This is a genomic window from Nocardia tenerifensis NBRC 101015, assembly GCF_000308715.1.
In the GTDB taxonomy this organism is placed as follows: Bacteria; Actinomycetota; Actinomycetes; order Mycobacteriales; family Mycobacteriaceae; genus Nocardia; species Nocardia tenerifensis.
The window spans coordinates 1-12,273 of record NZ_BAGH01000609.1 but is presented as its reverse complement, the minus strand read 5'-3'; the positions used below and the strand labels follow the sequence as shown (position 1 = coordinate 12,273).

Sequence of the window (12,273 nt, the reverse complement as noted above, 5' to 3'; positions counted from 1 at the left end):
CGAGAAGTGCTATGGGAGGGCAGGCCAGCAGTCCTGGACCCGCATTTCCAGGTCGTGCATCCTGGCCTTCAGCCAAGCGAGTGGCTCGGCGGGGTACACACGATGTTGCGGCCCGACGAACATCAGGTCTGTGTAGGTGGTCTCGCGATCGAGAACCAGATCTCGCATCACCTTTCCGACCGTGTTGGTGAAGGCCACCCCGTTGCCGCAGTAGCCGTGCGCGTACAGCGCCCCGTTGCGCAGACGACCCACGTGCGGCACCAAGTCCGGGGTCATGTCGATACATCCTCCGTACGCGTGGGTGACCCGCAGATCACGCAGCGTCGGAAAGTACTTGCCGAGCAACCCGGTCAGGTATCGCCGCGGACGGCGAGCGCGCAGATGCGTGTCCGCCATGTCCCGGCCGTAGTGATACGGAACCGGACCGCCGCCGACCAGCAGCCGGTTCTGTGCGGTGAGCCGCGCGAAGGCGATCAGGTTGCGCGCTTCCACGAAGCCCTCCCGACCCGGCCACTGCAGGCTCGCCAACTGCGTCGGCGTCAACGGCTCGGTAACGATGGCGTAGCTCCACATCGGCCGCACCATCGCTCGCAATTCAGGGAACTGATGCTGGTAGGCGTTGGTCGCGTATACGACACGACCGGCCGATACCGCTCCCAGCGGGGTATGCACGCGAAAGCCCGCGGGTCGCTTCGCCACGCTGGTCGCCGGAGACCGCTCGAAGATCTCGACCCCTTGGGTTCGTACGACCCGGCTCAGGCCGCGCACCAGGCGATGCGGGTTCACCATCGCCCCACCGACTTCGAAACCACCCAGCAGCGCGGGGCTGTCGACGCGAGCCCGAATCCCGCGCGCGTCCAACAGTTCGGGCAGGGAGTCAGCACCCAGACGATCGATCAGGCCCAGGTCGCGTTCCAACATGCGCAGTTGTCGCGCGTTCGTCGCGACGTTGAGATACCCGGTCGGCTCGATCTGCGCGTCGATCCCGTGTTTGGCCGCGAACCGCTGCACCTCGAGGATCGACTTCCCCACCACTGTGTAGGCGAGCTTCGCGCGATCGGACCCGTAGGCCTCGAGCAGACTCGTCAGGTTGTGCCCGATCGTCGGCGTCATGAACCCGTCACCATGACCGGATGCTCCCGAACCCGCGTAGTCGGACTCGAGGACGACGATCCGGAGTCCGGGTTCGGCCTTCTTCAGATAGTGGGCCGTCCACAACCCGGTGTAGCCACCGCCGATGATGCAGACGTCCGCGGCGTGCTCGCCGGACAGCGACGGACCGTAGAAGACCTCCTCGGTCTCGCGCCAGAAGACACCGTAGGTGATTCCCCGCTGGCCAACGGCCGCTCGGGTCGGTACTGAAGCAACCACCGGACTCCGTTACCTTTTCTCGAAAATGATTCGCGCCAAACCGATGTGGCGATCCGAGAAGGCCTCGCTCGACGCGGTCAGGTAGCGCTGATAGTCGGCGACCGCGTCGTCGCCGACCAGGGCCCGCGCCTCGGCGGCGCGCGCGTCCATCCGCGCACGCCAGGCCGCGCAGGTGCGGGCATAGTCATCGGCGTCGTTGGTCACCGTGATGACATCGAACAGTCGTTCCGAGGCCTCGAAGATCTCCGAGAGCCAGGGCAACTCCGATTCGGTGAAGATCCGGTCGATGATGAAAAGCAGGTCACGCACCGTCTGGCGCGACATCTTCGTGTTGTTGCCCTTGACGATTGTCTGCAGTGCCAGCCTGCCGCCCGTCGGCAGCCATTCCTGGCACCTGGCGAAGAACGTGCGGTAGGCCGCGATACGTTCGGCGCGCGACATCCCGTACTCGGCGAAGTGCTCGAAGGCGCCGATCGATATGATGGCGTCGTACGGTTCGTCCGGCTGGTGCTCGATCCAGTTCTCCAGCCGCGCTTCGACCCCGGGCTCCGATCCCGCCGAAATGTGCTCGTACTGCGCCCGACTGAGCGTGAGGCCGACCGCCTGTTCGACACCGTAGACACCGGCCAGTCGACGCAGCAGCGCGCCCCACCCGCAACCGACGTCGAGCACCCGCTTGACCCCCGATGCCCGCGCGCCCGCGATCAAGTAGTCGAGCTTCGCCAGCTGAGCCTGTTCCAGCGTGTCCTGCTCGGACCACATTGCGCACGAGTAGATCTGGTTCTTGTCGAGCCAGAGCGCGTAGAAATCGTTGCCGAGGTCGTAGTGGCGCTGGATCGCGGCGGTCGAAGCGCCGTCGTATTCAGTCAACGGTCGCCTCCGCCCGCGTCGACGCGACGATGCCGTTGAGCCGCTGCATGCGCGTCGCCAAGGTCATCCGGCCTTCGAGCTGGAAAGCACCCGGACGCCTGCCGTCGACATCATCGAAGGAGTAGGCCTGCGCCAGGTCACCGACCGCGAGCTTCTGGCCCGACCAGCGATGCCGCTCCGGATCCCCCAGCAACGAGGCCACCGCCCTGCCCACATACTCCGGGGAATGCGCCACGGCCGCGGGGCCGGCGCCCAGCGCCTGCCACGCCGCGTCGACCCGTTCGGTGCGAACCAGGCCGGGGTGCAGCGACACCGCGGTGATCGAGGTCTTTCGCAGGTCGTAGGCCATGCCGACCACCATTCGATCCGAGCTCGTCTTCGAGATGTCGTAGGCGACTTGGCCGAGGTAGGTATCACCATTGGTGAACGACATGTTGGCGATCAGTCCCGTGCCGGCCGCCTGCATGAGCGGGACGGCCAACCGAGCCGCGTAGTACTGACCGCGCAGCGACTTCTCGAACAGATCCCACCGCCACATCGGCTGCTGCCAGAACGGCGCGTCGAACTTCGCCTCCGTACCGCGCTCATAGCCCGCCCAGGCGTTGTTCACCAGAACATCAAGGCGCCCTTGCTCTTTCCCGATGGATCGGAAAACGCCTGCGGTCGCGTCGTCGTCGAAATGATCACAGACGAGCGCGATGCCGCGGCCACCACGTCGGGAGACCTCGGTCGCGGTCTCGGCCACCGTCCCCGGCAGTTCTTCGGTCGCGCTTCCGGCCCGGCTGCGACCTGTCACGTATACCGTCGCACCGGCCTCGCCGAGGGCCAGCGCGACGCCACGCCCGACCCCTCGGCTCGCGCCCGTGACCAATGCGATCGTGCCGCGCAGATCCGGCGGCGCCCAGCCGACATAGTGAAAACTCACACGAACTCCTCGGTTGTCCGGCGCGACGACGCACGCTCTCCGGCCCAGAACTCCAAGCTCTTCCGATACGCCTCGGCCACCGACACCGCGGGAAGTCCGTAGCGGCTGGTCAGCTCGGGCAGGGAACTCGGCAGCACACCACCGCACGCACGCGTGACCTCACTGACATCGATCAGCACCTTGATGAACGCCTTCGACGTCGCCGAAACCCGGCTCCAGGCAGCGGCATCGATGGCGCCGGGATCGAGCACCGGCGGCGCGGAGATGGGTTTGCCGCGCGAACTCGCGTGGGCCAGCACGACATTCAGGGCATCGTCGACCTTCAGCGCGTCTTGCCCGCTGGTCAGCCAGTAGATTCGTCCGAGGTCATCAGCCTCGACCGCACGTGCGATCGCCATAGCGGTGGTATCCAGTGCGAGCAGATCGATCGGGTTGCCCGCGTGCAGCGGGAAGAACGGCGCTTTTCCCCGGCAGATCCATTGCGACATCATCTGAACGATCTGCGGCCGGAAACTGGCCCCGGTCCGCGAGTCACCCACCAGGTTGGTCGGGCGGTACACCGAATACCGAACACCGCTGTCCGCCAGTACTTGTTCGGCGCGCAGCTTCGACGCGATGTAGGGACGAACGACGTTGCCATCCGAGAGTTCGCTCACCCGACCGAGTTCGATCGCCCGGACGAAGCACGTGCCGACGTAGTGCACCGGCGCATCGACGGCCTGCGCGAGCTCGGCGACATGAGCGGTGCCATCGATATTGATCCGCCGGTAGCGCTCGTCGGGCTGACCCCATTCGGTGAGCGCCGCCGAGTGCACGATGACGTCGACCGTCTTGGCCAGGGCAGACCAGCTTTCGGCGTCGAGCCCGAACCGTGGGCGCGAGATATCGCCCAGCACAACCTCTTCCGCGCTACCCGCGGTCGGGTCCGAGTGCGCCAAGCCGATCACCCGATGATCCCGCAGCTCCGAGGCGATCGCGCGACCGACAACCCCGGACGCACCCGTGAGCAGCACTGTTCTTCGTTGTCCGGACACGGTCACCATCCGCCTTTCGACATGCTGACGACCGCCCACGGGTCGAGCTCGCCGCCCTCGAGCAGTTGACGGCACCGATAGCGCTGGATCTTGCCGCTCGGCGTCTTGGGCAGGGCGCCACGTGCGAGGAACAAGCATTCGTCCACTGCGACAGCGGCTTTCGACATCGCGGCCGAGGCGGCCTGATCCGCGATCTCACGATGGCCGGTGGTGTCGGCGTCCAACTCCAGCAGCAGCGTCAGCGCCGCACGGTCGCCGATCGTCCGGTCCACCAGCGTCGAACAGCCACGTCGGACTCCCTCGACCTGCTCGATCGCCTCCTCGACGCCGCGCGCGTAGACCTTCCGGCCCGCGATATTGATCATGTCGTCGCTACGACCGACCAGATAGAGGTTGTCCTCGACCACGAATCCGAGGTCACTGGTGAGCAATTCACCGTCACGGAAGTGGGCGTCGGTCAGCTCCGGGGAGTTCCAGTACCCCGACCCGAGACTCGGGGACTGGATGCGGATTCGGCCGATCCGGTCCGCCCCCTGCACAGTGACACCGACGCCGTGCAGCGGTCGGCCCGCGCTGACAATGCTGGTCGCCGACTCGTGATCGCTGTCGACCGGCCGCAGTTCGCCTCTGGCCAGCTCGACCGCGTCCACCGTCATCCGTCGCGGCGGTTCGTCCGGTCGAGCAGCGGTGACCGCGAGGGTGGCCTCGGCCATTCCGTAGGCCGGCATGAACATTCGGGGTGTCAGCCCGAACCCGCCCAGCACTTCCGTCGCGAATGCCAATGTCTGCCATTCGATTCGCTCGGCCCCGATGATGCACGTGCGCATGTCGATGGCACCGCGCGGACGTGCACCACGCCGAAATCCTCTGGCGGACAAGTAAACACCCGTGTTGGTACCGGCGGTGATGGTGCCGCCGTACTCCGCGATGTCGCCGAACCAGGTGCGCGGTGACATCGAGAACCGCTCGGGCGTCGACAAGTACAGGTCATTGTCGCTCTGCCACGAGGACAGCAATGTTCCGAACATTCCCATGTCATGGGACAGGGGCAACCAGGATGACACCACATCGCCGCCGAAGCGGACACCGATCCACGACAGCAACATGTCGATGTGCCGAGCGATCGCCCCGGCCGTCAGGACGCAGCCTTTGGGCACTCCGGTACTGCCCGACGAATACTGGATATAGGCGACGTCCGCATCGCCGGGCGGGCACTCGTCCACCACGCCCGAGCCGAGCAGATCCTGCCAACTACATAGCTGGTACCTGGCCGTGAACCACTCGGGCAAGGTGGTGAGCAGCCCCGCGTCCAGGACCACCAGCTGGGGATCCAGCTGTTCGCACATCACCCCGAGGGACGCGAGATACTCCTCGAATCCCATGCCACGGGACGGCACCGGCAACGAAGCCACGGCGCCACCGGCAAGCCATATACCGAGCACCCCGGACACCACGTCCGAGCCGTTGGTCAGCACCGAAGCGACGCGGGTCCCCGGCGCGACACCACGCCGGCGCAGTCCCGCGGTCATGTGCCGCGCGCGCTGGGCAACCTCTGCCCACGGGATGCGCACGTATCCTTCGTTCTCCCAGGCCATCAGCGAGTGCGTCCGGGGACGAGACTGCCCGAGCAGTCCTTGCCACAGGCCGTTCGCGCTGGTGTCGCTACTCCACATCGACGATTCCCACCGTGTTCGTGGCCGATTCGGCGAGCGGCTTGGCCGGCGTCGAGCGCGCGAACCGGCCGCCGCCGGTCGGCGCCCACACGGCTTGACGCTGACTCTGCCGAGCTCGGTCGATTCGGATGACGTCGTGCACCAGGTGGAGCTGCTCGAGTACCTTGATCACGATCGCGCTGATGTCCAGTTCGTACCAGCGCAACCCGTGGCGCGCCGAGCGTGGGAACGCGTGGTGGTTGTTGTGCCAGCTCTCCCCGAAGGACAGGACGGCGAGCCAGCCGTTATTGCGCGATTCATCGGGTGTGGAGAAGCGGCGCGACCCGAAGACATGGCCGATCGAGTTCACCGCGTACGTCGCGTGGTTACCGACGAAGATCCGGACCAACCCACCCCAGAGCATGCCGGTGAGGAACGACGCCGGTGTGTGCCCGACAGCAAGGCCGATGAAACCGGGCAGCACGATGCCGAGCAGGACGAGCCAGGCGAAGTTGTTGGAGGCCCATCGAATGTCCTTGTCCCGGGCCAGGTCCGGGCAGTATCGCACGGGGTCCGAGGTCAGCTCCTTGTCGAACAGCCAGCCGAGATGCGCGTGCCACAGGCCCTTGAGACCGGCCTTGGTGCCCGGTTCCAGGTCGAGATAGGGGCTGTGCGGATCACCGGCCTTATCGGCTACTCGGTGATGACGGCGATGATGGGCCGTCCAGATCAGCGCCGGGCCTTGCGCCCCGATCGAGCCGGCGACGGCGAAGAAGATGCGTAAAGGCCTGCTCGTCTTGAAGGCGCGATGCGCGAACAGCCGGTGGTAGCCCGTCGAAACGCCCAGTCCCGCAACGATATACATCGCGACGAACGCGACGAGGTCCGACAGATGGAAGTACCTGTTCCACAGCAAGATCATCGCCGCGAAAACACCGAGCAAGGGCACGATCGATATCAGAAGAATGAATACATGGTGACGACGGCCGTCCATCTCGATCCTTCGGCTCTCATCAATTTCGACTTGTGTTCGTGGTCGCTACAGACTCGCGGCGATCGCGGAGTTGGCAACCGCGATCACGTCACCGACGGTCTTGGCGCTGGCAGCCTTCGCCGGGTCGAACTCGACCTCGTACTCCTCCTCCAGCGTGAAGACGATGTCGGCGAACTGCAGGCTGGACAAACCGATATCGGCGATCACGGTATCCTCGGTCAGTGGAATTTCATCCTGACGGCCACGCAGTTGTTTGCGAATAAGAATGACGAGTTCTTCGAGCTCGATCATTTGATTGCCGCCCCCTCGATGTGGTGCCGATGTTCGGATCAACAATGCGCCCGGAGGCCCCGGGCGATGGCACGTCGGCCGTTCGACAATTCATTCGCGCCGACGATGTTGTATTCGACTACAACATGACCTCGGCACCGGCGCAACCGGATGGCCGCTTGCGGCCAATGCGCCAATGAGGCTTGCCCCCGCACGTCGAACATGACCGGGAGGCAAGAATCGACGTCTCCCATTCGATGGACACTTCCCGCGAACAGGAGCTGAAATTATACACGACGAATCTCGAGAATTGGTATGACGCAAACCCCCCAAGATTGACTGCAAGCAAAAAGGGTTACCAGCGGATTGCCCGTATTCCGCAGAGCCGGTCGAATGGAGAGTTCAGCTGTAAAGCTGCAGGTTTGCTCCAATGCGGGTTGCGAACGCCCGGAATCGCAAATAACATCGGGTCGGCAGCACGTTCGACCGGGGGTCTGCCAGCCGCCTTGGAGCACGGACAGACAGGTGGCTATTCAGAACTAGTCATGAGGGGGTGCATGGTGGTTCGAGATACACCGCCGAGTGCACGCGAGCTCGTGCTCATTCGACTGCTTTGTGAGGGACACACCGACGAAGCCGCAGCTCGTCGGATGAATTTATCGGTGCGCACGGTTCGACGTTTGACACACCAACTCATGGGGCATCTCGGAGCGCGCAGCAGATTCGAAGCCGGCGTCATCGCGGCCCGAATGGGACTCATCTGACCGAGCTGCCGGAGCCCGGGGTCGTGGTCATCCCCGACGCTGCGAATCTCCTGGCGTCGAGCCCGCTGTTCCGGCCTCCGCGAAGCAGCCCGCATCGCACCGACCGAGCGGGCTGCGGCGAACAGACTTCCACATCTCCCGACGACGAATTATCGGCGTCGGGAGATCGCGGGCGGCCGATCTCCTAGCTATCGAACAGCGGTGCGGGCCTGCCATCCCGCGATGATCATGATGACGGAACCGATCGTCGCCGCCGTCAGCGACAGCCACATGACGACCGTTGTGCCGCTGTTCCACCACGGCATACTGAACGGCCCCCAGTCCGGGAGCAGATGGACGGCGAATAGCCCGGCCAGCGTGACACCGCCGAGGAACACCTCGGCCTGGGCCGCGAGTCGATGGCCGCGGCGGACCGCCACGACCAGCAGGACGAACAGCAGCCAGGCAAGTGATCCCGCGATAATCGTCGGCATCGGCGTCATGTGCATCAGGCTCACGCAGTGCACGACCGAATGCGTGCCATAGCCGAACAGATATCCGAGAATGCCGATGAACAGCAACCGCTTTCGGCGCTCGCCGACCGTTGCCGATTCATTCGTATGGGATGACACCGCTTCCATCATGACCTCGTGGCGCCTAGGAACTCGCTGATGGCCTCGGTGAGCCGCTCCGGCTGATCCTCGGCCAGCAGCGTGTAGCTGTCCTCGATCTCCACCAGCCGGGCGTCGGGATAGAGTTCGGCGAGGCGACGGCCGTATGCGATCGGCATCATCTTGTCCTCGACCGCCCAGGCGATCAGCACCGGCCCGGTGAAGGCCGCGTTGCGCTGAGCGATCTCGAGCAGCGTGGCGCGCGGCGGCACCGTGGTCAGATACTTGGTCAGGTCCCGCCGGATATCGCGATCGACCGTCGCCGGCCGGAACCAGCCGTCGATCACCTCCCTCGGCACCGGACGCTTGCTCATCCACCCCCAGGTGGCGGGTCCGCGCCGTCCCAGCGGGCTATTGAGCAGCGCCATCGCGGTACGCAACCCGCCGGGCACCTTCGCGGCCGCGACGATGAGGCGTGCGGGCTTGGGCGGATAGTTGTCGAACGCTTCGCACGAGGTCAGCACGAGCCGGCCGACGCGGTCGCTGCCCCGCGTGCCGAGCAGCAGCTGCGCACCGCCCCAATCGTTTTGGACCAGCGTGACATTCCGCAGATCGAGTGCGTCGAGGAAGTCCCCGACCAACCCGGCCATACCGAGGAAGGACAAATCCGCGTCCTTGTTCATGGGTTTGCGATGTCCGCCGAGCGGCCACGTCGGGACGATACATCGGTATTCGGTGCGCAGCTTGCCCACCACATGCCGCCAACCCGAACCGTCCATCAGCAGTCCGTGAATGAACACCAGCACCGGTCCGTCGCCACCGGTGTCCTCGTATTCGATGGTGCCCGCTGGAAGTTGCACTTCGAACATTTTCATTGCCTCCTGTGTTCATTCCTCGGGCGGACCGAATTCGGCCCGCCGGGGCCGGTACCACTCGTGCGGCCGGGTCCTTTACGCACCGCGCACGCGGCCGCGTCCACGTTCGCGGCCGGAGTTGAGCAATGATCGTCATCCACGGCGGCGATGTCCTCGGTGATCTTCCCCGTGCGGCCACGGATTCGCGGAATCCGAGCACGCGATGTCATCGGCTTCGAGGAGCAGGGCCGACGCCGCCGATACCACCGTATCGGATTCCTTCCAGTGCCCGCACCATCCGGCAGCACCTGCGTGCCGTGCTCGTCAATCGAACTCATCAAGACCTGACACTCCCCGTCCGACGCAGGCCGACACGCTGCGCACGCGGCACCCCACCCCTCGTCTGAACTCGAATACTATTTCAGGAGAGAAGAATCCACACGTTATTCTCGTCTTGGACATCAACTTTTCTGTCCCGTGCCGCCACTCACCTGGTGTTCAGCACATTGCCGACAGCCGTCACCGGCGTGCCCGCGAGGCGGCGACCGACCAGCGGATCGCGTTTGATCGCGTATCGCCGCCGCGGTGGTCCCATTGTCGACGCGGTGGATGTGACGACCGCCAGACGCGGTTATGGTCGCGCCCGGTCGATCTCAGCCGACCGGCCGCTCGTCGGGCCACCCCAAGCCCGCCTTGATTACCGGACGGGTCCTGGCCGCGGTGTGGGCGACGACCGCGGTCACCATCTCGGCGGGAGGCATTAGTCATAGCCTTTCACGAAGCTGATTCCGGGGACGCATCCGCATCCTGAGCCCAGCCGGTTTCAGCGTCACGAACTCGTCGACCGAGAGTCGATACTTCGGATCCGGCTCCAAGTCGAATGCGTACAGCACGTGCGCGAGGGTCAGCATGACTTCATGGATCGCGAACTGGCGCCCGATACACGAACGCAATCCGATGCCGAACGGCTTGTACGCCCCCGCCGTGCGCCGCGGGGTAGCGCCCGGGGCGAACCGATCCGGTTCGAACCGATCGGCGTCGGGCCCCCACGCGCGCTTATCACGGTGTACGGCAAGAAGATTCACATACACCCATGCGCCACGACCGATGCGATGCTCCCCCAGGTATGTGTCCTGTTTGGGGCGCCGGAAGTACCCGCCCGCCACCGGCCACAGTCGCAGGATCTCGTCGACAACTCGACGCAGAAACTGCAGCTTCGCCACCTGATCATAGGTGAGCGTCGCGGGGTCGCCTCCGGCGACAGCGTCGATCTCCGCACGCACACGTTCGACTATGTCCGGCCGGTCCCCCAGCGCGTGCAGCGCGAAAGTCAGGGTGTTCGCGCTGGTTTCGTGGCCGGCGATCAGAAAGGTGAGCACCTGGTCTCGCACGACCGTCCGCGACAGCCGTTGCCCGGTGTCCGGGTCCGGCGTATCCCTCATGCGCTGCAACAGATTCGGCGAACCGGCGGGCACCGGCGGACAATCGCCGATCAGGTTGTCGGCGATTCGCTGAAGCTCGGAGACGTTGCGCCGGTGACGCAACAGGGCGATCCGACCGATCGTCGCATCGACGAGCTTCACCGAAACCGGGCGACTGGCGTACCGGAGCACGTCGACCATCAGTTTCACGACCGGCAGACCGTTGCCCGCAGGCGGCTCGTCGAGCCTCGTGAAGCTGTGTCCGAAACCCGCGCGTGCGATGACTTCCAGTGCCATGGAGCTCATTTCGCCCGCAACGTCGACGGGACCACCGCCGTGCTCCCACCTACGTATCAGCTCAGCGACCACCTGCACCATCGTCTCGTGGTATCCGCGCATCGCCTCGCGGCTGAACCCCGGCATGAGGACGCGGTGCGCGGCCCCCCACTGCGGATCCTCGGTCTCCGCAGCGATCAACCCCGTGCGGACCACCTTCCGCAGGCGCCGGATCGGCGGCCCGAACTCCTTCTCCCACAAGGCTTCCGACTGCACATCGTCGGCGAGTTCCGCACTGTTGACGATCACCATCCGCATCGGACCGAAACGCAACTCATAGACGGGACCGAGCTTGTCCGCAAGCTCAGTCATCGACTGAACCGGCTTACCGGGGTTGAGCGACAACACATCACCGAGCACGGGAAGTCTGTTAGGCGGGTACGGAAACTCGTTCACAACGCGACAATTCCCTTCGACGTCCAATCCACCGTAGACGGTCGAGCCCCCACTGGTTAACCCCCGCGGCGGCCGGGTCGAGTGTTTCACCGGTGCAGGTTCCCGACCATCGCGACCTGCTCGGGTTCCGCGCGGGCGATACAACCCTCCGGCCGGACTCCTTCGGCCACACCATTCGGTGATGTGACCCGTCTCGTGGAGTTCAAATCACCTACCGATACAAGAAGAGACTAAACGCCTTGTCTTGCAGGAGATTTCGGCTCTCATGGTGCGTGGAGGGGGGATACGAACACTACGCCCTTCGCTGGCGGATTTCGATAGTACTGGGACCGTAATTGCCCAGTATGTCGCGGCCACCGCAACGGGGAGAAATCGGACACAATGGCACGGTGCGCGTTCAGGATCCAACCTCCGACGAACTGAGGTTCTTCGCCGCGTTGCGAGCACGAGTGCCCGACATCGAGGATTGGTACTACGCGGATGACGACGGCACGCTGTGGGTGATCGCCTCCCTCGACTTCGAAGACGACACCGGCCGCATCCGTGACATCCTGCGTGTCGACTATGACGGCGTATCCCTCCGTGGCGGCTGGAGTCCGACAGACATCCTCGGCGACGACGGTGTTCGGTTCGCCGAAGCGGGCATTGACACCGGCTCGGACGGACTGCGCCGCGATAACATCGCCCCGCTCAGGGCAGCGCAAGTCGCCGCCGAATGGTTCATCGCGGTTCGGGAGCAATATCGGCGGTCTGAGCCGGAATCCCGGTGGCGGTGGCCGCGCAGAAGTCCTGCGGT

12 protein-coding genes are annotated in these 12,273 nt (G+C 64.9%); 2 read left to right on the top strand and 10 right to left on the bottom strand.

The window, feature by feature from the left end; all coding sequences use genetic code 11:
• Positions 1-9 precede the first annotated feature (9 nt).
• From ON39_RS43340 to ON39_RS43310, 7 genes are all read right to left on the bottom strand, one after another.
• The gene (locus ON39_RS43340; protein WP_051187869.1) at positions 10-1,371 is read right to left on the bottom strand and encodes an NAD(P)/FAD-dependent oxidoreductase; all 1,362 of its coding nucleotides are present in this window, start codon (positions 1,369-1,371) and stop codon (positions 10-12) included.
• Between the two features lie 9 nt (positions 1,372-1,380).
• A complete protein-coding gene (locus tag ON39_RS43335; protein WP_040742915.1) occupies positions 1,381-2,241 on the bottom strand; it encodes an SAM-dependent methyltransferase in 861 nt (286 codons plus the stop codon).
• Complete coding sequence (locus tag ON39_RS43330) at positions 2,234-3,166, bottom strand: SDR family NAD(P)-dependent oxidoreductase (protein ID WP_051187868.1); 933 nt, start codon at positions 3,164-3,166, stop codon at positions 2,234-2,236. The genes ON39_RS43335 and ON39_RS43330 overlap by 8 nt, the downstream gene beginning before the upstream one ends.
• On the bottom strand, positions 3,163-4,179 hold the full coding sequence (locus tag ON39_RS43325) for an SDR family oxidoreductase (RefSeq protein ID WP_211336499.1): 1,017 nt from the start codon (positions 4,177-4,179) through the stop codon (positions 3,163-3,165). Before ON39_RS43325 ends, ON39_RS43330 begins: the two co-directional genes overlap by 4 nt.
• Before the next feature lie 23 nt (positions 4,180-4,202).
• Entirely contained in the window at positions 4,203-5,873 is a 1,671-nt protein-coding gene (locus ON39_RS43320) for an AMP-binding protein (RefSeq protein ID WP_083895069.1), read from the bottom strand.
• Positions 5,863-6,801, bottom strand: a complete 939-nt coding sequence (locus tag ON39_RS43315) for an acyl-CoA desaturase (RefSeq protein WP_246003205.1) — start codon at positions 6,799-6,801, stop codon at positions 5,863-5,865. Before ON39_RS43315 ends, ON39_RS43320 begins: the two co-directional genes overlap by 11 nt.
• Positions 6,802-6,891: 90 nt before the next feature.
• A complete protein-coding gene (locus ON39_RS43310) occupies positions 6,892-7,137 on the bottom strand; it encodes an acyl carrier protein (protein ID WP_040742914.1) in 246 nt (81 codons plus the stop codon).
• 236 nt (positions 7,138-7,373) lie between these two features.
• On the opposite strand from ON39_RS43310, the gene ON39_RS51635 reads away from it, so the two are divergent.
• Positions 7,374-7,880, top strand: a complete 507-nt coding sequence (locus ON39_RS51635) for a response regulator transcription factor (RefSeq protein ID WP_110293942.1) — start codon at positions 7,374-7,376, stop codon at positions 7,878-7,880.
• Positions 7,881-8,068: 188 nt separating this feature from the next.
• Here ON39_RS51635 and ON39_RS43305 read toward each other — a convergent pair whose 3' ends face one another.
• From ON39_RS43305 to ON39_RS43295, 3 genes are all read right to left on the bottom strand, one after another.
• On the bottom strand, positions 8,069-8,491 hold the full coding sequence (locus ON39_RS43305; RefSeq protein ID WP_146251373.1) for a hypothetical protein: 423 nt from the start codon (positions 8,489-8,491) through the stop codon (positions 8,069-8,071).
• 8 nt (positions 8,492-8,499) lie between these two features.
• Positions 8,500-9,339: an alpha/beta fold hydrolase gene (locus tag ON39_RS43300; protein WP_040742946.1), complete on the bottom strand. Its 840-nt coding sequence runs from the start codon at positions 9,337-9,339 to the stop codon at positions 8,500-8,502.
• Positions 9,340-10,088: 749 nt separating this feature from the next.
• Positions 10,089-11,477: a cytochrome P450 gene (locus ON39_RS43295; protein ID WP_040742911.1), complete on the bottom strand. Its 1,389-nt coding sequence runs from the start codon at positions 11,475-11,477 to the stop codon at positions 10,089-10,091.
• Between the two features lie 449 nt (positions 11,478-11,926).
• On the opposite strand from ON39_RS43295, the gene ON39_RS43290 reads away from it, so the two are divergent.
• A partial coding sequence (locus tag ON39_RS43290) for a hypothetical protein (RefSeq protein ID WP_218006207.1) occupies positions 11,927-12,273 on the top strand: 347 nt, incomplete at its 3' end.